This is a genomic window from Actinacidiphila bryophytorum, assembly GCF_016916835.1.
Classification (GTDB): domain Bacteria; phylum Actinomycetota; class Actinomycetes; order Streptomycetales; family Streptomycetaceae; genus Actinacidiphila; species Actinacidiphila bryophytorum.
On the sequence record NZ_JAFFIX010000001.1, the window covers coordinates 561,693 to 582,109 of the forward strand.

General features: G+C 71.7%; 18 protein-coding genes. 12 read left to right on the forward strand and 6 right to left on the reverse strand.

Features of this window, described 5'->3' with window-relative positions:
• Positions 1-3 precede the first annotated feature (3 nt).
• Positions 4-1,209 carry a PucR family transcriptional regulator gene (locus tag JT723_RS02345; protein ID WP_205042609.1) on the reverse strand — a complete coding sequence of 402 codons (1,206 nt, stop codon included), beginning with the start codon at positions 1,207-1,209 and terminating at the stop codon, positions 4-6.
• A 55-nt stretch (positions 1,210-1,264) separates the two neighbouring features.
• On the opposite strand from JT723_RS02345, the gene JT723_RS02350 reads away from it, so the two are divergent.
• Entirely contained in the window at positions 1,265-1,987 is a 723-nt protein-coding gene (locus tag JT723_RS02350) for a pirin family protein (protein ID WP_205042610.1), read from the forward strand.
• A 251-nt stretch (positions 1,988-2,238) separates the two neighbouring features.
• Here the strand turns inward: JT723_RS02350 and JT723_RS02355 are convergent, their stop codons facing one another.
• Positions 2,239-3,054 carry a serine hydrolase domain-containing protein gene (locus JT723_RS02355; RefSeq protein ID WP_205042611.1) on the reverse strand — a complete coding sequence of 272 codons (816 nt, stop codon included), beginning with the start codon at positions 3,052-3,054 and terminating at the stop codon, positions 2,239-2,241.
• Between the two features lie 76 nt (positions 3,055-3,130).
• On the opposite strand from JT723_RS02355, the gene JT723_RS02360 reads away from it, so the two are divergent.
• Positions 3,131-3,586, forward strand: coding sequence for a MerR family transcriptional regulator (locus JT723_RS02360; protein ID WP_372441211.1), 456 nt, complete (start codon positions 3,131-3,133; stop codon positions 3,584-3,586).
• Positions 3,586-4,602, forward strand: a complete 1,017-nt coding sequence (locus tag JT723_RS02365; protein ID WP_205042613.1) for an aldo/keto reductase — start codon at positions 3,586-3,588, stop codon at positions 4,600-4,602. Before JT723_RS02360 ends, JT723_RS02365 begins: the two co-directional genes overlap by 1 nt.
• Positions 4,603-4,797: 195 nt before the next feature.
• On the opposite strand, the gene JT723_RS02370 is transcribed toward JT723_RS02365, so the two are convergent.
• From JT723_RS02370 to aceE, 3 genes are all read right to left on the reverse strand, one after another.
• Positions 4,798-5,514 carry a DUF4429 domain-containing protein gene (locus tag JT723_RS02370; protein ID WP_205042614.1) on the reverse strand — a complete coding sequence of 239 codons (717 nt, stop codon included), beginning with the start codon at positions 5,512-5,514 and terminating at the stop codon, positions 4,798-4,800.
• 123 nt (positions 5,515-5,637) lie between these two features.
• On the reverse strand, positions 5,638-6,840 hold the full coding sequence (locus JT723_RS02375) for an alpha/beta hydrolase (RefSeq protein WP_372441196.1): 1,203 nt from the start codon (positions 6,838-6,840) through the stop codon (positions 5,638-5,640).
• A 212-nt stretch (positions 6,841-7,052) separates the two neighbouring features.
• Positions 7,053-9,800, reverse strand: coding sequence for a pyruvate dehydrogenase (acetyl-transferring), homodimeric type (aceE, locus tag JT723_RS02380; RefSeq protein WP_205042616.1), 2,748 nt, complete (start codon positions 9,798-9,800; stop codon positions 7,053-7,055).
• Positions 9,801-10,218: 418 nt separating this feature from the next.
• Between aceE and JT723_RS02385 the strand changes: the two genes are divergently transcribed.
• The 6 genes from JT723_RS02385 (at position 10,219) to JT723_RS02410 (ending at position 14,719) form a co-directional block, all read left to right on the forward strand.
• The gene (locus JT723_RS02385; RefSeq protein WP_033175114.1) at positions 10,219-10,659 is read left to right on the forward strand and encodes a DUF3052 domain-containing protein; all 441 of its coding nucleotides are present in this window, start codon (positions 10,219-10,221) and stop codon (positions 10,657-10,659) included.
• A 274-nt stretch (positions 10,660-10,933) separates the two neighbouring features.
• A complete protein-coding gene (locus tag JT723_RS02390) occupies positions 10,934-11,410 on the forward strand; it encodes a peroxiredoxin (RefSeq protein WP_372441197.1) in 477 nt (158 codons plus the stop codon).
• Positions 11,411-11,481: 71 nt separating this feature from the next.
• Positions 11,482-12,057: a TerD family protein gene (locus JT723_RS02395; RefSeq protein ID WP_033175112.1), complete on the forward strand. Its 576-nt coding sequence runs from the start codon at positions 11,482-11,484 to the stop codon at positions 12,055-12,057.
• A 30-nt stretch (positions 12,058-12,087) separates the two neighbouring features.
• The gene (locus JT723_RS02400) at positions 12,088-12,663 is read left to right on the forward strand and encodes a TerD family protein (protein WP_205042618.1); all 576 of its coding nucleotides are present in this window, start codon (positions 12,088-12,090) and stop codon (positions 12,661-12,663) included.
• Positions 12,664-12,723: 60 nt separating this feature from the next.
• Positions 12,724-13,890, forward strand: coding sequence for a DUF475 domain-containing protein (locus JT723_RS02405; RefSeq protein ID WP_205042619.1), 1,167 nt, complete (start codon positions 12,724-12,726; stop codon positions 13,888-13,890).
• Between the two features lie 97 nt (positions 13,891-13,987).
• Positions 13,988-14,719 carry a TerD family protein gene (locus JT723_RS02410; protein WP_205042819.1) on the forward strand — a complete coding sequence of 244 codons (732 nt, stop codon included), beginning with the start codon at positions 13,988-13,990 and terminating at the stop codon, positions 14,717-14,719.
• An 83-nt stretch (positions 14,720-14,802) separates the two neighbouring features.
• On the opposite strand, the gene JT723_RS02415 is transcribed toward JT723_RS02410, so the two are convergent.
• Entirely contained in the window at positions 14,803-15,684 is an 882-nt protein-coding gene (locus JT723_RS02415; RefSeq protein WP_205042620.1) for a TerD family protein, read from the reverse strand.
• Positions 15,685-15,878: 194 nt separating this feature from the next.
• On the opposite strand from JT723_RS02415, the gene JT723_RS02420 reads away from it, so the two are divergent.
• The 3 genes from JT723_RS02420 to JT723_RS02430 are packed head-to-tail and all read left to right on the forward strand — an operon-like array spanning position 15,879 to position 20,353.
• Entirely contained in the window at positions 15,879-17,051 is a 1,173-nt protein-coding gene (locus JT723_RS02420) for an HpcH/HpaI aldolase/citrate lyase family protein (RefSeq protein ID WP_205042621.1), read from the forward strand.
• Positions 17,052-17,102: 51 nt separating this feature from the next.
• Positions 17,103-19,538 carry a phosphoribosyltransferase gene (locus JT723_RS02425; protein WP_240164895.1) on the forward strand — a complete coding sequence of 812 codons (2,436 nt, stop codon included), beginning with the start codon at positions 17,103-17,105 and terminating at the stop codon, positions 19,536-19,538.
• Complete coding sequence (locus tag JT723_RS02430; RefSeq protein WP_251512819.1) at positions 19,535-20,353, forward strand: HAD family hydrolase; 819 nt, start codon at positions 19,535-19,537, stop codon at positions 20,351-20,353. Before JT723_RS02425 ends, JT723_RS02430 begins: the two co-directional genes overlap by 4 nt.
• The last annotated feature ends 64 nt before the right edge of the window (positions 20,354-20,417 follow it).

The window sequence follows — 20,417 nt, forward strand, 5'->3', positions numbered from 1 at the left end:
CGCTCAGCTCGGCCGCTCCGCATCGGACAGCCTGCCGAGGATGAGGGCGATGCGCAGGGTGAACGCCGAACGTACATCGGAGGGTGACCAACCGGTGACGTCGGTCACACGTCGCAGCCGGTAGCGAACGGTATTGGGGTGGACGAACAGCATACGCGCGGCACCTTCGAGGGACGACGCCTGCTCCAGATAGACACTCAGCGTCTCCAGCAGCGCCGACCCCGCTTCCTCCAGAGGCCTGTAGATCTCCTCCACCAATTGGTCACGCGCATGGCGGTCGCCCGCCATCGCACGTTCCGGCAGCAGATCGTCGGACGACACCGGCCTCGGCGCGTCGGGCCACGCGTGGCAGGCCCGCAGACCGGCTGCCGCGGCCTGCGCGGAACGCGTCGCCGACAGCAGGTCGCCCACCACGGGGCCGGCCACCACGGGGCCGGCCGCGAACGGGCCGATCAGCGCCTTCGCGACCCGCACCGGGTCGTCGTCGCCGCCCGCGACCACCACCAGGCGCTCACCGAGCACCCCCGTCAGGACCTGCAGCTTCGCGTGCCGCGAGGCCCGCCTGATCGCCTCCACGGTCAGCTCGCTGTCCCCGTTCGGGGCGGTGCCCAGCACCACGACGATCTTGTCCGGCGAATTCCAGCCGAGCGCCGCGGCCCTGGACAGCACGCCCTCGTCCGCCTCGCCCGACAGCACCGCGTTGACCACCAGCGACTCAAGACGCGCGTCCCACGCGCCGCGCGCCTCCGCGGCCTGCGCGTACACCTGGGCGGTGGCGAAGGCGATCTCCCGCGCGTACACCAGCAGCGCCTCGCGCAGCACCGCCTCGTCGCCGGGCGCCGCGACCTCGTCGATCGCGGCCTCCATCACCTCGATCGTGGTCCGCACCATCTCCACGGTCTGCCGCAGCGAGATCGCCCGGGTCAGCTCCCGCGGTGCGGTGCCGAACACGTCCGTGCTGATCGCCTGCGGCGCCTCCGGGTGCCGGAACCACTCGGTGAAGGCCGCGATGCCGGCCTGCGCCACCAGGCCGATCCAGGAGCGGTTCTCCGGCGGCATCGCCCGGTACCAGGGCAGCTGCGCGTCCATCCGGGCGATCGCGTTGGCGGCCAGCCGCCCCGCGGACTTCTCCAGCCTGCGCAGCGTCGCGGAGTGATCCCCGCGACCGGGTTCGGCGGGGGTTTGCGGTGACTGCGAGGCGTTCGGCACGAAGCCAAGCCTATGGGGTCGGTATTTCCGGCTTGCCGCCGTCTACTGTGGACGCATGATCGACGTGCGCCGGGGCGCGGACCGCTACGCCGGCGGGGAGCCGGACGCCGGGGTCGACACCCGGCACGCCTTCTCCTTCGCGGGCTTCTACGACCCCGGCAACGTACGCTTCGGGCTGCTCGTCGCCTGCAACGAGGAGCGGCTCGCGCCGGGCGCCGGGTTCGAGGAGCACACGCACCGCGACACCGAGATCGTCACCTGGGTCATCGAGGGCGAACTCGAGCACCGCGACGGCCAAGGGCGCGTGGCGCGGCTGCGGGCCGGCGACGCGCAGTGGCTCAGCGCCGGCAGCGGGGTGCGGCACGTCGAGCGCAACGCGCACGCCTCGGGCGGCGAGCTGCGCTTCCTGCAGATGTGGCTCACGCCGGGGGAGTACGGTGTGCGGCCCGACTACGCCGCGGTGACCTCGCCGGTCCCTGCCGGCCCCGGGCTCACCCTGCTCGCCTCGGGGGCGCCAGACGCCACCCCTGCGCTGCGCTTGCGGCAGCCTGCCGCCGCGCTCCGTGTGGGCCGGCCCACAGCCCCCGACCAGGTGGCGCTGCCCCCGGCCCCCTTCTCGTACGTCCACGTACTCCGCGGAACGGTCCGCCTCGCCGGCGAGGCTCTCCACCCGGGCGACGCGGCCCGCCTCACCGACGAGGAGGGCCTCACCCTCTCCGCCTCGGGCGGGGCGGAATATCTCATCTGGTCGATGCAATCCCCTCAGCCGGGTGCCTAAGGGGTTGCCCCTTTCGGTGGCGTCGCGTCTTTCCCGCCGTCGTGGCTTGTCGCGCAGTTCCCCGCGCCCCTGGGTGATTGCCACTTGCTGTGAGCTTCCACCTTTCGGTGCATCGTGGCTTGTCGCGCAGTTCCCCGCGCCCCTGATGGCTTGCCCTCTGCGCAGAGGGTGAGCGTTTTCAGGGGCGCAGGGAACTGCGCGCGCAACCACGATGGCGGGAAAGACGCGCCGCCACAGCAAGTGGCAACCCCTTAGGCGCTCAGGTCGGCGAGGACCGCGTCCGAGAGGGTGGGCCAGAGGGGGGTGGTCCAGGGGCCGAAGGGGCGGGGGGTGAGGACGGCGCAGGCGGCGGACGCGGCCGGGTCGAACCACAGGAACGTGCCGGACTGGCCGAAGTGGCCGAAGGTCGCGGGGGAGGACCGGGACCCGGTCCAGTGCGGGGACTTGTGCCCGCGGATCTCGAAGCCGAGCCCCCAGTCGTTGGGGTCCTGCATGCCGTACCCGGGCAGCACCCCGCGCAGCCCGGGGAAGGCGACCGACGTGGCCAGGGCCACGGAGGACTCGTGGAGCAGCCGCGGCGCCAGCACTTCCGCCGCGAAGCGGCCGAGGTCGGCGGCCGTGGAGACCGCACCGGCGGCCGGGGAGCCGTCGAGCCGGGTCGAGGCCATCCCGAGCGGCCGGAGCACCGCTTCGTCCAGGTAGGACGCGAAGGGCATGCCCGCGGCCTTGGCGAGGGTGTCCGCCAGGACTTCGAACCCGGTGTTGGAGTAGATCCGCCGGGTGCCGGGTGCGGCCTGCACCTGGTGGCCGTCGAAGGCCAGCCCCGAGGTGTGGGCGAGCAGGTGCCTGACCGTGGAGCCCTCGGGCCCGGCCGGGTCGTCGAGTTCGAAGACGCCCTCCTCATAGGCCACGAGCGCCGCGTACGCGGTGAGCGGCTTGGTCACCGAGGCGAGGGCGAAGGCCTGGTCGAGCGGCCCGTAGGAGCCCGCCGTGGTGCCGTCGCTGCGGACGACGACGGCCGCCGCCTCCGGCACCGGCCACTGATCGATCAACCGTAGGCTGTCCATATCGTGAGCCTAATGGCCCGCACTTGCCTGGAGTGCACTCCAAGGTCTTAGCGTGGTGACCATGACGGTCGTGCAGATGGTGAACCAGGAAACCGTTCCGGCGGCGCTGTGCGTGGCGGAGGACGAGACGCATCCGCGGCCCGACGGCAGGGACCAGTACACGATCAGCGAGGTGGCCGCGTTCACCGGGATGAGCGCGCACACCCTGCGCTGGTACGAGCGGATCGGGCTGATGCCCCACGTGGACCGCTCCAACACCGGGCAGCGCCGTTTCAGCAACCGCGACCTGGACTGGCTGGCCTTCGTCGGCAAGCTGCGGCTGACCGGGATGCCGGTCGCCGACATGGTGACGTACGCGGAGCTGGTCAGGGAGGGCGACCGCACGCAGCGGGAGCGCAAGGCGCTGCTGGAGGCGACCCGGGTGGACGTGGTGAAGCGGATCGCGGAGCTGCAGGACACCCTGACGGTGCTGGACTACAAGATCGGAACGTATGCGGGCGCCGAGCAGGCGCCGGAGAGGACGGGCGCGTGATGTCGGCTGCACGGATCGGGACGGTGGGACTGGGCGCGGACGGGCCGCAGGTCGGGGTCCAGGGCCTGGGCTGCATGGGCATGAGCGAGTTCTACGGCGACACCGACGAGGCCGCGGCCCGCGAGACGCTGGAGACGGCGCTCGGCGCCGGGGTGACGCTGTACGACACCGCCGACATGTACGGCCAGGGCGCCAACGAGGAGTTCCTGGCGTCGTTCGTCAAGGCGCACCGCGACGAGATCACCCTCGCCACGAAGTTCGCCAACGAGCGCAGGCCCGACGACCCGGCCTACCGGGCGATCCGCAACGACCCGCCCTACATCCGGCAGGCGGTGGACGCCAGCCTGCGCAGGCTCGGCGTCGAGGTCATCGACCTGTACTACATGCACCGGCGCGACCCGCGGGTGCCGCTGGCGGAGTCGGTGGGCGCGATGGGCGAGCTGGTGGCCGCGGGCAAGGTCCGATGGCTCGGCCTGTCGGAGGTGACCGGCGCCGAGCTGCGCGAGGCGCACGCGGTGCACCCGATCACCGCGATCCAGTCGGAGTGGTCGCTTTTCAGCCGGGACGTGGAGCGCTCCGCGGTGGGCGCGGCGGCCGACCTCGGGGTGGCCTTCGTGCCGTACTCGCCGCTCGGCCGCGGCTTCCTGACCGGCGCCTTCCAGGACGCGGCCAGCGAGCTGTCGGACGGCGACATGCGGCGCCGCCAGCCGCGTTTCACCGGCGAGAACGCGCGGCACAACGCGGACCTGCTGGAGCCGGTGCGCCGGATCGCGAAGGCGCACGACGCCACGCCCGGGCAGATCGCGCTGGCCTGGGTGCACGCCCAGGCGCGTGTGCACGGCCTGCCCGTGGTGCCGATCCCCGGCACCCGCAAGGCCTCCCGCGTGCTGGAGAACGTCGCGGCGGCCGCGATCACGCTGGACGCGGCGGAGCTGGCCGAGCTGGAGCCGATCGCCGGGCAGGTCGTCGGCGACCGCTACCCGGACATGAGCACCACGTCCGCGGCCCGCGAGTAGGACCCGGCAGGACACGCCCTCGGCCGTGTTTTGGAAGTCCCGCCTGCCCCGCGGCGCCTGGCACGCACGCTCGCTGCGTTGTCGGAGTCGTCCGAGTAGGCCCACTACGAGGACGACCCTCCGCCTTGCGATCGCACGCACCAGACGCCGCGGGGCCCGCCCTGTGGGCGGACGGCGCCACTTCCAAAACACGGCCTAGGGCCGCACCCGCACCGACCTGATCGCGGCCAGCACGGACGCCGCGAACGGCAGCGACTCGTGCACGGGGCCGTAGCCGAGGCCGAAGACGACGGCGGCGGGGTCCTGGTCGGGTTCGCCCGGCTGCGGACCGCCGCCGTTCCTGCGCAGCAGCCGCAGGTAGCCGTGCAGCATCTCGGGGGAGCGCCAGTCGACGCCGGCCAGCTCCTCGACCGGGAAGCTCTGGTCGCCGGCCTTCCACTTCGCCGAGGACGCGCCGGTCCAGAACCAGCGGAAGCTGACGGTGCGTCCGTCGAAGAGCGCCTTGGCGTCATAGGCCTTGAAGGAGCGCGGCGGTGACGGGGCGTCGACCAGGAAGCGGCCGGCGGCCTCGCCCGGGTCGCCGATCTTCGCGCGTAGCTCGTCGCGGTAGTACTCCGCGAGGGTGCTGAACTGCTCGGGGACGACCAGCCGGTAGGGGTCGGCGCTGTCCTTGAGCTGGCCGCCGGCCGCCTCGACCAGCGGGTCCGCGCCCGCGCGGGGTGCCGCCCGCAGCACGACGTGGCCGCGCCTGCCGTCCTCCAGGTCGACCGACGCCAGCGCGGCGTGCGGCACCCGCCGCTCCCCGAGCATCTGGAGCAGCCGCGACCCCCGAGCGCCCCGGCCGTACCGGATCACGACGGCGTCGGGCTCGAACTCCCATACGGCATTGCTTCCGGCCAGCACATCGCCCATACCGCTCAGCCTATTGCGCGAAGCGCATTCCGGACATGGGTGCGCGCTCCGAGCGCCACCTGCGGTGGCGGCTCGGCCCGCGGAGGGCGCGCGTCCTCAGCGGCCCGCGCCCGGCGGGGCGGTTCAGACCAGGCCGGCCGTGCAGGCCGAGACGGATGAGCCGCCGCAGGCGACGGCGGGGTAGTTGCCCAGGGCGATGGCGGTGAAGTTCCCCAGACTCGCGGTCCCGGGCGCGAAGTACCCGGGGTGGCCCGCGGCGCCCCTGGCGCTGACGACCCGCGCTCCGAACTTCTCGGAGACGGGGTCCGTGCCGTGGCCGAGCCCGGCGAACTCCAGGTGCGGCACGTCCTCGATCCAGTCGTCGCTGTCCCTGGCCGCCCACACGTTCGCGTCGGTGTGCAGCTGCGAGGCCCGCTTGACGTGCATCCCCGGGCTGCCGAAGACGGTGATGTCGGTGACCTGGCCCTTGGCCAGGCCGGGTGCGGCCACCCCGCACAGCACGGAGCCGTAGGAGTGGCAGAACAGGGCGACCCGCTGCCACCGGGGGAGCGTGCCGAGCAGCGCGAGCAGCCGGGTCGCGCCGTGCTCTGCGAGGTTAGCGGTGGACGCGTCGAGCCCGACGCCGCTGGGCGTCACGTAGTCGGCCCAGGCGATCACCGCGGTCCTCGCGTCCGGCTCCGCGGCCTTCTCCCGCCGGTAGAGGGCGCGGGCCATGCCGACGGGGGCCGCGTACGCCTTGGTGGCGCGCTCGAAGCTGAGGATGTTGGTGTCGACGCCCGGCACCACGACCGCCACCCGGGTCGCGGTGCCGAGGTCGCCGAGGACCTCGGCGGCGCGGCCGGCGCCGCTGGGGTCGAACGCGAGGATCTGCCGGTGCCCCGAGAGCAGCGAGGTGTAGCGCTCGGCGCGCCGCCCCGCGTCCTTGCGGCCCGCCGGGGTCAGCGCGTTGCTGACCGCGCGCAGCCGCTCGTCGGCGCGGGCCTTGAGCAGGGCGTAGCGGTTGGCCTGGTAGCGCAGCGCGAGCGGCACACCGTTGAGGTTGCCGACGACCAGCGGGTAGCGGCGGGTCAGCCGCAGTGCCTGCGGGCGGCTGAGCGAGGAGAACAGCCGGGCCACGGCCCCTGCCGGTGCGGTGTCGGGGTCGGGCAGCCGGTGGCCGCCGACGGTGGCGCGCAGCCAGGCGCGTACCGCGACCGAGCGTGCGTCGGCGGGGCCGTGCGGGCGGACCGCCGTCCACCCCGTGGTGGCCAGCATGACGAAGACGACGGCGAGTGCCATGGTCGCCCGGAAGGTGGTGAAGCTCATGCGCGCGTAGAGAAGTGTCACTCGCGGATGCCTCGCGGAGGTGAGGGGAGCGGGGTCGCCGGCCGCCGGTGCGGAGCGGACGGTCGGCCAAGCGTAGGCGACCCGCGGCCTCCTGACGGCGATTCAGGTACGCGAAGAGGTTTGGCGCGGCGGAATCTGGAGATAGAAACGGCGCGAAAACGCCGGAGCCCCGGGCCGGCGTACTGCCGGTCCGGGGCTCGGTGCGGAGTGCGTCAGGCGTCGCCGCCGGCCGCGCCGGGGTCGGCCGCGCCCACGTCGAGCAGCTGGTAGCGGTCCACGGCCTGCTTGAGCACCGAACGGTCGATCTTGCCGTCGCGGGCCAGCTCGGTCAGCACCGCCAGCACGATCGACTGCGCGTCGATGTGGAAGAAACGGCGTGCGGCCCCGCGCGTGTCGGCGAAGCCGAAACCGTCGGCGCCCAGCGAGGTGTAGCGCCCCGGCACCCAGCGGGCGATCTGGTCGGGCACCGAGCGCATCCAGTCGGACACCGCCACGAACGGGCCCTCGGCCCCGGACAGCTTGCGGGTCACGTACGGGACCTGCTGCTCCTCCTCGGGGTGCAGCAGGTTGTGCTCCTCGACGGCGACGGCCTCGCGCCGCAGCTCGTTCCAGGACGTCGCCGACCACACGTCGGCCCGTACGTTCCAGTCCGCGGCGAGCAGCTGCTGCGCCTCGACCGCCCACGGCACCGCCACGCCGGACGCCATGATCTGCGCCGGGATGGCACCGGCCTCGCCGGCCTTGAAGCGGTAGACGCCCTTGAGGATGCCCTCGACGTCCACGTCGGCGGGCTCGGCCGGGTGCTGGATCGGCTCGTTGTAGACGGTCAGGTAGTAGAAGACGTCCTCGCCGGGCTTGCCGTCGGCGGTCGCCCCGTACATCCGGCGCAGGCCGTCCTGCACGATGTGCGCGATCTCGTACCCGTACGCCGGGTCGTAGGCCACACACGCCGGGTTGGTGGACGCCAGCAGCTGGGAGTGGCCGTCGGCGTGCTGCAGGCCCTCACCCGTGAGGGTGGTGCGGCCCGCGGTGGCGCCCAGCACGAAGCCGCGCGCCAGCTGGTCGGCCATCTGCCAGAACTGGTCGCCGGTGCGCTGGAAGCCGAACATCGAGTAGAAGACGTACACCGGGATCAGCGGCTCGCCGTGCGTGGCGTACGCGGAACCCGCGGCGATCAGCGACGCCGTGCAGCCCGCCTCGGAGATGCCGTCGTGCAGCATCTGCCCGGTCGGCGACTCCTTGTACGCCAGCAGCAGCTCGCGGTCGACCGACTCGTACTGCTGCCCCAGCGGGTTGTAGATCTTCGCGCTCGGGAAGAACGCGTCCATGCCGAAGGTGCGGTACTCGTCGGGGGCGATCAGCACGAAGCGCTTGCCGATCTCCTTGTCCCGCATCAGGTCCTTCAGGACCCGCACGAAGGCCATCGTGGTGGCGATGGACTGCTGGCCCGAGCCCTTCTTCGCCGTCGCGTACGCCTTGTCGTCGGGCAGCGGCAGCGGCTTGGCGCGGACGATCCGGGTCGGCACGTAACCACCGCAGGCCTTGCGGTGGTCGTGCATGTACTGGATCTCCTCGGAGTCCCGGCCCGGGTGGTAGTACGGCGGGTAGCCCTCGTCCAGCTGCTTGTCGGTGATCGGCAGGTGCAGCCGGTCACGGAAGCGCTTGAGGTCGTCGACGGTGAGCTTCTTCATCTGGTGGGTCGCGTTGCGGCCCTCGAAGTTCGGCCCCAGCGTCCAGCCCTTGATGGTCTGGGCGAGGATCACCGTCGGCTGGCCCTTGTGCTGCATCGCGGCGGTGTAGGCGGCGAAGATCTTGCGGTGGTCGTGGCCGCCGCGCCCCAGGTGCAGGATCTGCTCGTCGGTGAGGTTCTCGACCATCTTGCGCATGCGCTGGTCGTCGCCGAAGAAGTGCTCGCGGATGTACGCGCCGGACTCGGTGGCGTACGTCTGGAACTGGCCGTCGGGCGTCGTGTTCATCTTGTTGACCAGCAGGCCGTCGCGGTCCTGGGCCAGCAGCGGGTCCCAGGAGCGGTCCCACACCAGCTTGATCACGTTCCAGCCGGCGCCGCGGAACTGCGACTCCAGCTCCTGGATGATCTTGCCGTTGCCGCGCACCGGGCCGTCGAGCCGCTGCAGGTTGCAGTTGACCACGAAGGTCAGGTTGTCCAGGCCCTCGCGGGCGGCGATGGACAGCTGGCCCAGTGACTCGGGCTCGTCCATCTCGCCGTCGCCGAGGAAGGCCCACACGTGCGACGCGGAGGTGTCGGCGATGCCGCGCGCCTCCATGTAGCGGTTCATCCTGGCCTGGTAGATCGCACCCAGCGGGCCCAGGCCCATGGACACGGTCGGGAACTCCCAGAAGTCCGGCATCAGCCGCGGGTGCGGGTAGCTGGACAGCCCGTCGGGCGCCTTGGACTTCTCCTGCCGGAAGGCGTCCAGCTGCGGCTCGCTGAGCCGGTCAAGCAGGAAGGCGCGGGCGTAGATGCCGGGCGAGGCGTGGCCCTGGAAGAAGATCTGGTCGCCGCCCCTGCCGTCGTCCTTGCCGCGGAAGAAGTGGTTGAAGCCCACGTCGTAGAGCGACGCCGACGACGCGAAGGTCGCGATGTGGCCGCCGACACCGATACCGGGGCGCTGTGCGCGGGAGACCATCACCGCGGCGTTCCACCGGGTCGCGTTCAGGATGCGCCGCTCGATCTCCTCGTTGCCGGGGAAGAACGGCTCGTCCTTGGTCGCGATGGTGTTCACGTAGTCGGTGCTGCGCATCTCGGGCACCGCGACGCGCTTCTCGCGGGCGCGCTCGATGAGCCGCAGCATCAGGTAGCGGGCACGTTCACGGCCGCGCTCGTCGATGGCCGCGTCCAGCGAGTCGAGCCATTCCGCCGTCTCCTCGGGATCGAAATCCGGGACCTGGCTGGGAAGGCCGCCAATGATGATCGGGTTGCGATCGGATCCGGAAGCCACGCTTTTCCTTTGCTGCTCGTCGGTGCTCGGTGCTCTACTGGGTCGCGCCGCATCCATCGTGTACCGCGCCGCGCGATACGTCATCTCTACCCAGTGGTAACCGCAGGGCCTGCGGGACGGCGGCTGCGGGACCGGTGGTCCGCCCCTGCGGCCAAACCTGAACTCTACGCCCAGTCGGACGTACGGCCGACTGGCGGTGCCAATCGTGCGCAAGACCGGCAAACCGTCGTGAGCTGCGTCACCATTGGGTGTGCGGGTTGCGGCGACACGGTCGAATCGTCACTGTTTCGGCGGTCTCGTACGCCGGGTACTTGCGCGATCCGCCGCGCCCGTGTGGACTACCGCCAATAAGTCCGCGTGCGCGCGGGCACACACTGGACTGAGACGAACCGACAGTCCCCATGACAGGAGGCAAAGCGTGAGCGCGACCGCGGACCACGCGGAGGAGCGGACCAACCCGGCGAGCCGGCTTGGTTTCGAGCCCGGACAGGTGGTCCAGGAGCTCGGGTACGACGAGGATTGCGACCAGGAGCTTCGCGAGGGCATCGAGGAGCTGACGGGCGAAGAACTCGCCGATGAGGAGTACGACGACGTGCCCGACGCCGTCCTGCTGTGGTTCCGCGAGGACGACGGCGACCTCACCGACGCGCTGGTCGACGCCACGTCGACCGTCGATCCGGGCGCCCCGATCTGGCTGATGACCCCCAAGACGGGACGCGACGGCCACGTCGAGCCCAGCGAGATCGGTGAGGCCGCGCAGACGGCTGGTCTCGCGCAGACCAGCAGCGTCAACGCGGCCAAGGACTGGACTGGCAGCCGCCTCGTCACCCCCAAAGCCGCGCGCGCCGGCAAGCGCTAGCCCTTCCGGCGGTCCTCCACGCCTTGCGGCTCGCCGCCGCGGGGCTGCGGCGGACCGCCGCGGGGCTTGATCTTCTTGCCCGGGTGCCGGCCGTCCCCGCCTGGGCGCGCAGTTCCCCGCGCCCCTCAAAAACGGTCACCCTCTCCGCAGAGGGCAAGCCCTCAGGGGTGCGGGGAACTGCGCGCGCAACCGGCCGCTCGGGGACGATCCGGGGACAGCCCTGCCCGGCAGGGCGGGCGGAACCCCGAGGAGGGATGCTCGCGCAATGAGCGCAATGAGCGCAATCGGCACCGCGGCAGCGGACTTCGCGCTGCCCGACCAGCACGGTCGGACGGTGCGCCTCACCGACTTCCGCGAGCGCAAGAACGTCGTGCTGGTCTTCTACCCCTTCGCCTTCACCAGCGTGTGCGCCGGTGAGCTTCAGGCGCTGCAGGCGCGTTCGGCCGACTTCGAGCGCGAGAACGCGCAACTGCTCGCCGTCTCCTGCGACTCCATGCACACCCAGCGGGTCTTCTCCGAGCAGGAAGGCCTCGACTTCCCGCTGCTGGCCGACTTCTGGCCGCACGGGGAGGTGGCCAGGGCCTACGGGGTCTTCGCCGAGGACAAGGGCTGCGCGCTGCGCGGGACCTTCGTGATCGACCCGGCGGGCACCGTGCGCTGGTCGGTGGTCAACGCGCTTCCCGACGCCCGGGACCTTCATGAGTACGTAAAGGCGCTGGAAGCGGTGCGGTCCGGGGGAACCGGTCACTAAGCTCGGCACGTTGACCGGGCACGTCGGCCGGTCGGCCTTACGTACACATCGAAAATGACAGGGGAGGACTCGTGGGAGTCAGCCTGAGCAAGGGTGGCAACGTCTCGCTGACCAAGGAGGCCCCCAATCTCACGGCGGTCGTCGTCGGTCTGGGCTGGGACGCGCGGACGACCACCGGATCCGACTTCGACCTCGACGCGAGCGCGCTGCTGACCAACGAGGCCGGCAAGGTGCTGTCGGACCAGCACTTCGTGTTCTTCAACAACCTGCGCAGCCCGGACGGCTCGGTCGAGCACACCGGCGACAACCTCACCGGTGAGGGCGAGGGCGACGACGAGGTCATCAACGTCAACCTCGCCGGCGTCCCGGCCGACGTCGTGAAGATCGTCTTCCCGGTGTCGATCTACGAGGCCGAGTCCCGCCAGCAGAGCTTCGGGCAGGTCCGCAACGCCTACATCCGGGTGCTCAACGCGGCCGACCAGCGCGAGCTGGCCCGCTACGACCTGACCGAGGACGCCTCGACGGAGACCGCGATGGTGTTCGGCGAGCTGTACCGGCACGGCGGCGAGTGGAAGTTCCGGGCCATCGGCCAGGGCTACGCCTCGGGCCTGCGGGGCATCGCGCAGGACTTCGGCGTCAACGTCTGAGCAGCACCCGCCAAGGGGGAAAGGACCACCATGGGCGTCACGCTCGCCAAGGGAGGCAACGTCTCCCTCTCCAAGGCCGCGCCGAATCTCACCAGGGTGCAGATCGGCCTGGGCTGGAGGGCACGCTCGACCACCGGGGCCGACTTCGACCTGGACGCCAGCGCCCTGCTGTGCGCGAACGGCCGGGTGCTGGGGGACGAGTACTTCGTCTTCTACAACAACCTCAAGTCGCCGGAGGGCTCCGTCGAGCACACCGGCGACGACCTGACCGGCGGCAGCGGCGGTGACGACGAGACGATCCTGGTGGACCTGACCCTGGTCCCGCCGCAGGTCGACAAGGTCGTCTTCCCGGTGTCGATCTATGACGCCGACTCCCGGGTGCAGACGTTCGGGCAGGTCAGCGACGCGTACATCCGGGTGCTGAACCAGGCGGACGGCGCCGAGCTGGCCCGCTACGACCTGACGGAGGACGCCTCGACGGAGACCGCGATGATCTTCGGCGAGCTGTACCGGTACGGCGGCGAGTGGAAGTTCCGGGCGGTAGGCCAGGGGTACGCGTCCGGGCTGCGCGGGATCGCCCTAGACTTCGGGGTCAACGTTTCGTAAAGCCGCGTACCGCGCGGGGGACCTCGTGGTCACAGGTCACAAGGATTGGGTGGGAAGCTCGTGCTCCTCAGAACATTCGGCTGGTCGTTCGGCATCACCGCCGCCGGCCTGGCCCTGGCCGGCGTCCTCTGGGGAGGGAAAGGGCTCGCGATCGTCGCGATCCTGTCCGTCCTGGAGATCTCGCTCTCCTTCGACAACGCCGTCATCAACGCGGGCATCCTGCGGAAGCTGAACACCTTCTGGCAGAAGATGTTCCTCACCGTCGGCGTGCTCATCGCGGTGTTCGGCATGCGCCTGGTCTTCCCGATCATCATCGTGGCGATCACCGCGAAGCTCAGCCCGTGGGAGGCGGTCAGGGTCGCGATCGACGACCACGACCGCTACGAGGCGCTGGTCACCGGAGCCCACCCGGCCATCGCGGCCTTCGGCGGGATGTTCCTGCTGATGATCTTCCTCGACTTCATCTTCGAGGAGCGGGAGATCACCTGGCTCGGCTGGCTGGAGAAGCCGCTGGCGCGGCTGGGCAAGCTGGACATGCTGTCGGTGGTGATCGCGCTGGTGGCTCTGGTCATCGCGGCCACCACCGTTGCCACCGGGGTCCCGGTGCACGGCGGCCACGGCACGATCGACAAGGCCGAGACGGTGCTGCTGTCCGGTGTCGGCGGTCTGATCACCTACCTCGTGGTCGGCGGCATCTCCGGCTTCTTCGAGGAGCGCCTGGAGGAGGACGAGGACGACGACGAGGACGAGGACGGCGAGGACGGACAGGCCGCCGAGCCGGCCGCGAACGGTCCCACCAAGGCACAGGTCGCGGGTCTGGCCGGCAAGGCCGCCTTCTTCATGTTCCTGTACCTGGAGGTCATCGACGCCTCCTTCTCCTTCGACGGTGTCGTCGGCGCCTTCGCCATCAGCAACGACATCTTCGAGATCGCGCTCGGCCTCGGCATCGGCGCGATGTACATCAGGTCGCTGACCGTCTTCCTGGTCCGCAAGGGCACCCTGGACGACTACGTGTACCTGGAGCACGGTGCGCACTACGCGATCGGCGCCCTGGCGGTCATCCTGCTCGTCACGATCAAGTACGACGTCAGCGAGGTGATCACCGGTCTCGTCGGTGTGGTGCTGATCGCCGCTTCGTACTGGTCGTCGGTGGTACGCAACCGCCGTCTCGGGGAAGGCTCCCAGGAGTCGGACGACGACAAGACGGAAGTCACGACCGGCGTGTAGCCCGGTCGCGCACGGCACAGCGCTGCCCCCGTCGTCCGGCGGGGGCAGCCGCGTGTCCGGGCAGGCAGACATCAGGACAGGGGAGGGGTGGCGGCAGATGGCGTGGTGGGACTTCTTCCGGCCGAGCGGCGCCGGCCGGTTCGACGTCGCGAACGCGCACACGGTCGAGCTGACCAAGCGGCACCCCGTGGTGTCGCTGACCAAGCAGGGTGCCGCGGTCGGCAACATGCGCGTCAACCTGTCCTGGTCGATGCGCACCTCCGACACCGGCGGCTGGCACAGCGACCGGCGCGGCTTCCTGCGCCGCCAGTTCGACGTCTTCCGGCCGCAGGTGGTGCAGGCCGCGGGACCCGCGATGGTCAACGTCGACCTGGACCTGGCGTGCATGTACGAGCTGGCCGACGGCTCCAAGGGCGTCGTCCAGCCGCTGGGCAACTTCCTCGGCGACCTGGACGCGCCCCCGTACATCCAGATGAGCGGTGACGACCGCTTCGGCGGCACCTCGGGCGAGACGCTCTACATCAACTTCGACAAGCGCGAGGAGTTCGTCCGGCTGCTGGTGTTCGTCTACATCTACGACGGCACGCCGGCCTTCGACCGCACCCACGCGAAGGTGGAGATCTTCCCCGGTTCGGGCCCGCGGATCGAGATCCCGCTGACCGAGCGCGAGCCGCAGGCCCGCTCCTGCGCGGTGGTGCTGATCGAGAACCGCAAGGGCGAGCTGACCGTGCGCCGCGAGGTGAAGTACGTCTACGGCTTCCAGGCCGAGATCGACCGCCTCTACGGCTGGGGCCTGCAGTGGGGCCGCGGCTACAAGACCAAGGTCTGATTCTTTCTGCCGCCCTCGCACCGCTGCGCGGGCTTCGGGCGGCTGCGCCGGACTCCGTCCGGCGGGGTGTGCGCGCCCTGCGCTCAGCGGTCCGGCTGGAACTGCGGGCCCTGCGGGGGCAGCGTGAAGGGCGCGGCGCCGTTGTCGGCGGGGGCGGTCGCACCCACCGGCTGCGGGTAGCCGTAGGCCGGGTAGCCCGGCTGCGGCTGCTGGTGGACCGGCGGGGCGGTCGGCGGCGGGGGCGGCGGCGCCTGGGCGGCGACGGGCTGCGGGTAGCCGTAGGCGGGCTGTGCGGGCACGTGGCCGCCCGTGGGGGCCTGCAGCGGGTATCCGTAGGCGCTGGTCGGCCCCGGCTCGGGCTGCGGTTGCGGGCGGGAGGGCGCGGAGGCCGGCTGCGGGTCGGCACGCCCGGCCTCCGGCTCCACGTCGTCCACGGTGATGCCGAACTCGGTCGCCAGGCCCACCAGGCCCGTGGCGTAGCCCTGCCCGACCGCACGGAACTTCCAGCCGCCGTCCTTGCGGTACAGCTCGCCGCAGTTCAGCGCGGTCTCGTCGCCGGTGTCGGGGCGTACGTCGAAGGTGACCAGCGGGGCGTGCCGCGGCCCCGAGGTGTCGTAGAGCAGCACGCACAGGTCGCGGACCTGGCGGAAGGCCCCGCCGTCGCAGGAGGCGGCGATCACCACCCGGTCGACGCCGGCGTCCAGTGCGGCCAGGTCCACCTCGACGGTGTCGGTCAGACCCTCGGCGACCCGCTGCTTGGGCAGGTGGCGGGCCAGGCCCGAGGGGTGCCGGGGTTCGTTGTAGAAGACGAAGTCGTCGTCCGAGCGCACCCGGCCGTCGCGGCCGAGCAGCAGCACGGAGGCGTCCACGTCCGGGGTGCCGGAAGCGGGGCTCCAGCGCAGCACGGCCCGGATGCCGGGGGCGTCGAGGGGGACGTTCGAGCCCTTCACCATCACGTGCGTCATGCGGTCATCCTGCCCTTCCCACGGCGCGGCCCACAACGCCGGGTGGCGGGGTCGGCACGCGGCGCGCGGAAGGTCACACGGTGGACCTGTGGCGGTTACTTGTTTTTCACGTACAAAGGGAACGTGTGTCGCAAGCTCGCCCGTACGATAATCGGCCAGATGTCCTCAAGGCCCGTATGTTGAAAGGGGGCGCAATGCGACACTTCGGACACCTCGCCGCGGAGACGAGGGAAGAACTGTTCCACCGCGAGCCGCAGGAGTTCACTGCCGACTCGCCGGCACGTACGCTCGCCGCCGCCCTCGGGGCCACCCTCTACAGCCCCGCCACCCGCGGCACGCTCGCCGACGACGTCCTCAAGCAGGCCGCACGCGGGGTGGTGTCCATGGTGCTGTGCCTGGAGGACTCCATCGACGACCGCGACGTACCGGCGGGCGAGGCCAACCTCGTACGCCAGTTCCGCGACCTCGCCGACCGCCCCGGCGCGGCCGGGCAGATCCCGCTGCTGTTCATCCGGGTCCGCACCCCCGGGCAGATCACCGACCTCGTGCGGCGCCTCGGAGAAACGGTTCGGCTGCTGTCCGGCTTCGTGCTGCCCAAGTTCACCGAGGAGTCCGGCGTCCCCTTCCTGGAGGCGCTCAGCCAGGCCGAGGCCTCCTGCGGGCGCCGGCTGTTCGCCATGCCCGTCCTGGAGTCCCCCGAGCTGCTGCACCTGGAGAGCCGGGTCGAGACGCTCTACGGCATCTCCCGCACCGTCGACAAGTACCGCGACCGCGTGCTCGCGCTGCGACTGGGAGTGACCGACTTCTGCTCCTCCTACGGGCTGCGCCGCGCCCCCGCCATGACCGCCTACGACGTCCAGATCGTCGCCGCCGTCATCGCCGACGTGGTCAACGTGCTGGGCCGCGCCGACGGCAGCGGCTTCGTGGTGACCGGGCCGGTCTGGGAGTACTTCCGCCACCAGGAGCGGATGTTCAAGCCGCAGCTGCGCCGCAGCCCCTTCAGCCCCGAGGCCGAGGACCTGCGCGAGGCGCTGCTGGAGCGCGACATGGACGGGCTGCTGCGGGAGATCGAGCTCGACCGCGCCAACGGGCTGCAGGGCAAGACCTGCATCCACCCCACCCACGTGCCCGTCGTGCACGCACTCAGCGTGGTCACCCACGAGGAGTTCAGTGACGCCGCCGACATCCTGCACGAGGACCGCAGCGGCGGCGGCGTCCTGCGCTCCGCCTACACGAACAAGATGAACGAGGTCAAACCGCACCGGGCCTGGGCCGAGCGCACCCTGCACCGGGCCGCGGCCTTCGGCGTCGCCCGCGAGGGCATCAGCTTCGTCGAACTGCTCGCGGCCGGCCTGCCGCCGGCCTGACCAGGCATCCTTGTAGTAGTCATGGAACCCACGGAAGAAGACCGCCACCGCATGCTGACGACACCGCCCTGGTCGGGACAGTGGGTCGCCGACCGCCTCGGCATCGGGCTGCACGGCGACGGCCTGCACGACCTGCTCGGCCTCGCCCTGCGCCGCAACCCCAAGCGGGCGCACCTGCTGGTGTCCAACGTGCTCGGCAAGCACGTCCCGCAGCGCCCCGGCACGGTCTACGGCCACGCCCGCGACCTCGGCCTGCGGGTCCGCGCCCTGCTCGGCGAGCAGGAGGCCGACCGGGCCGTCGTCGTCGGCTACGCCGAGACCGCCACCGGACTCGGGCACGCCGTCGCCGACGGCGTCGGGGCCGTGCCCTACCTGCACTCCACCCGGCGCGAGGTGCCCGGCATGGCCTCCGGCGGCGCCTTCCAGGAGGAGCACAGCCACGCCACCGGGCACCTGCTGCTCCCCGAGGACCCCGCACTGCTCGCCGGCAGCGGACCGCTGGTGCTCGTCGACGACGAGTTCTCCACCGGGCAGACCGTCCTCAACACCGTCCGCGACCTGCACCGCCGCCACCCGCGGGAGCGCTACGTCGTGGTCGCCCTCACCGACATGCGCTCCTCGGCCGACCACGCCAGGCTCACCGGCTTCGCCGCGCAGCTCGGCGCCCGGGTCGACATACTCGCGCTCGCCTCGGGCACCGTGACCCTGCCCGAGGGCGTCCTGACCCGCGCGCAGGCCCTCGTGGCGTCCTGCACCGCAGAGGACGCCGAGGACGCCGAGGACACGACTGCCGCCGCCCCGGCTGCCCCTGCCGCCCGCATCGACCTCGGCTGGCCCGCCGGGACACCCGACGGCGGCCGGCACGGCTTCCTGCCCGAGCACCGCGCACGCCTGGAGGGCGCCCTGCCCGCCATGGGCGCCCGCATCGCCGCCGCCCTGCCGCCCACCGCCCGGCGCGTCCTCGTCCTCGGCAACGAGGAGCTGATGTACGCACCGCTGCGGCTCGCCCAGGCACTGGAAGCGCACAGCGGCGTCGAGGCCTACTTCTCCACCACCACCCGCTCACCCGTGCTCGCCGTGGACGACCCCGGCTACGCCATCCGCAGCCGGCTGGTCTTCCCCGCCCACGACGACCCAGCCGACACCGGGTCGCGCGAGCGGTACGCCTACAACGTCGCCGGCGGCGGCTTCGACGCCGTCGTCAGCGTCGTGGACTCCGCCGGGGACACCCCCGCCCTGCACGCACCCGGCGGGCTGCTCGCGCAGCTCGCCGCGCATACGGAGACGGTGCTGCTCGCCGTCGTCCCCTGCTACCGACCGAACGGAAACCCTGGCCCCATGAGTGCACCCACCCGGCCGCTGCGCGGACCCGCCTTCGGATCGTACGCACCGGACGAGGTGGGCTGGCTGCTCAAGGACCTCTCCGACGTGCCGCTCGAAGCGCCCACCGAGGAGCGCGAGGAGGCCATACAGAGCGGCGGCGCCCACTACGCGGAGTCGCTGCCCGTCGAATACCAGCCCAGCGCCGAATACCAGCAGCTGTTCAAGGCGGCCCTGGCCACCTCCGCCGAGCGCATCGCCCGCGCTGTCGGCGCCGTCACCGAACTCGTCCTCGCCGAGCGCGGCCCCGACGCCGTCCTGGTCTCCCTGGCCAGGGCAGGCACCCCGGTCGGCGTCCTCATGCGCCGCTGGGCCAAGCACGCCCACGGCCTCGACCTGCCGCACTACGCCGTGTCCATCGTCCGCGGCCGCGGCATCGACCGCACCGCGCTCAGCTGGCTCGCCGCCCACCACGACCCGGCCGACGCCGTGTTCGTCGACGGCTGGACGGGCAAGGGCGCCATCACCCGCGAACTCGCCGACGCCATGGCCGATTTTCCCGGCTTCCGCCCGGAGATCGCGGTGCTGGCCGACCCCGGGGGCTGCGTGTCCACCTACGGCACCCGCGACGACTTCCTGATCCCGTCGGCGTGCCTCAACTCCACGGTCTCCGGCCTGGTCTCACGCACGGTGCTGCGCGCCGACCTCATCGGCCCGGGCGATTTCCACGGTGCCAAGTTCTACCGCGACCTCGCCGGCGCCGACGTCTCCGCGCTGTTCCTCGACACCGTCGCAGCTGCCTTCGGCACGGTCGGCGACGGCGTCGCCGAGGACGTCAAGTCGCTGCGCTCGCAGGACCGTTCACCCACCTGGGCGGGCTGGGCCGCGGTCGAGCGGATCAGCGAGGAGTACGGCATCGGCGACATCAACCTCGTCAAGCCCGGCGTGGGAGAGACCACCAGGGTGCTGCTGCGCCGCGTCCCGTGGAAGATCCTCGCCCAGCGCGGCGCAGGCGCCGACCTCGACCACGTACGGCTGCTCGCCGCCCAGCGGGGGGTGCCCGTCGAGGAGACCGACGGCCTGCCGTACTCGTGCGTCGGCCTGATCCACCCCCGCTACACCCGCGGTGCGACCGGCACCGACGGCAAGGCGGTGTCGTCCCTGTGAACCGCACCTACAGCCGGACGATCGTCGCCAGCGACCTCGACCGCACCCTCATCTACTCCGCCGCCGCGCTCGCCCTCACCATGCCCGACGAGGACGCGCCCCGGCTGCTGACCGTCGAGGTCCACGAGGCCCGGCCGCTGTCCTACATGACCGAGGCCGCGGGCCGGCTGCTGGTCGAACTCGCCGACGCCGTGCGCTTCGTGCCCGCCACGACCCGCACCCGCAAGCAGTACCGGAGGATAAGCCTGCCGGGGCCGCAGCCGAGCTACGCGATCTGCGCGAACGGCGGGCACCTGCTGGTCGGCGGGCGCACCGACCACGACTGGAACCGCGAGATGCGCCGCCGGCTCGACGACGGCTCGGCCCCGCTCGCCGAGGTGCGGGCGCACCTGGCCGCCACCGCGGACCCGGAGTGGCTGCGCAAGGAGCGGGTCGCGGAGGACCTCTTCGCGTACCTCGTCGTCGACCGGGACCGGCTCCCGGCCGGCTGGGTCAAGGAACTCGCGGCCTGGGCGGAGCCGTTGGGCTGGACCGTGTCCCTGCAGGGCCGGAAGATCTACGCCGTGCCCAAGCCGCTGTCCAAGAGCGCGGCGCTCGCCGAGATCGTCCGGCGCACCGGCGCGGAGCGCGTCCTCGCCGCCGGCGACTCCCTCCTGGACGCCGACCTTCTCCTCGCGTCCGACGCGGGCTGGACGCCGGCCCACGGCGAACTCGCCGACACGGGTTGGACTGCGTCCCACGTCACCCCCCTCCCGGCGGGCGGCGTCCTGGCCGGCGAACAGATCCTCCGGCGGTTCCTGGCATCCACCGCGTGACTGCCCCATGCGGTGCGTTGCCTGCCTGTGGCTGCGTGGGGGGCTGGTCTCGCAGTTCCCCGAG

Bases quoted from the DNA above. Each gene is read 5' to 3' on its own strand.
- JT723_RS02365 (WP_205042613.1), top strand. From the start codon at position 3,586: ATGTCGGCTGCACGGATCGGGACGGTGGGACTGGGCGCGGACGGGCCG.
- JT723_RS02355 (WP_205042611.1), bottom strand. From the start codon at position 3,054: ATGGACAGCCTACGGTTGATCGATCAGTGGCCGGTGCCGGAGGCGGCG.
- JT723_RS02350 (WP_205042610.1), top strand. From the start codon at position 1,265: ATGATCGACGTGCGCCGGGGCGCGGACCGCTACGCCGGCGGGGAGCCG.
- JT723_RS02360 (WP_372441211.1), top strand. From the start codon at position 3,131: ATGGTGAACCAGGAAACCGTTCCGGCGGCGCTGTGCGTGGCGGAGGAC.
- JT723_RS02415 (WP_205042620.1), bottom strand. From the start codon at position 15,684: ATGACGCACGTGATGGTGAAGGGCTCGAACGTCCCCCTCGACGCCCCC.
- JT723_RS02410 (WP_205042819.1), top strand. From the start codon at position 13,988: ATGGCGTGGTGGGACTTCTTCCGGCCGAGCGGCGCCGGCCGGTTCGAC.
- JT723_RS02370 (WP_205042614.1), bottom strand. From the start codon at position 5,514: ATGGGCGATGTGCTGGCCGGAAGCAATGCCGTATGGGAGTTCGAGCCC.
- JT723_RS02400 (WP_205042618.1), top strand. From the start codon at position 12,088: ATGGGCGTCACGCTCGCCAAGGGAGGCAACGTCTCCCTCTCCAAGGCC.
- JT723_RS02390 (WP_372441197.1), top strand. From the start codon at position 10,934: ATGAGCGCAATCGGCACCGCGGCAGCGGACTTCGCGCTGCCCGACCAG.
- JT723_RS02420 (WP_205042621.1), top strand. From the start codon at position 15,879: ATGCGACACTTCGGACACCTCGCCGCGGAGACGAGGGAAGAACTGTTC.
- JT723_RS02425 (WP_240164895.1), top strand. From the start codon at position 17,103: ATGCTGACGACACCGCCCTGGTCGGGACAGTGGGTCGCCGACCGCCTC.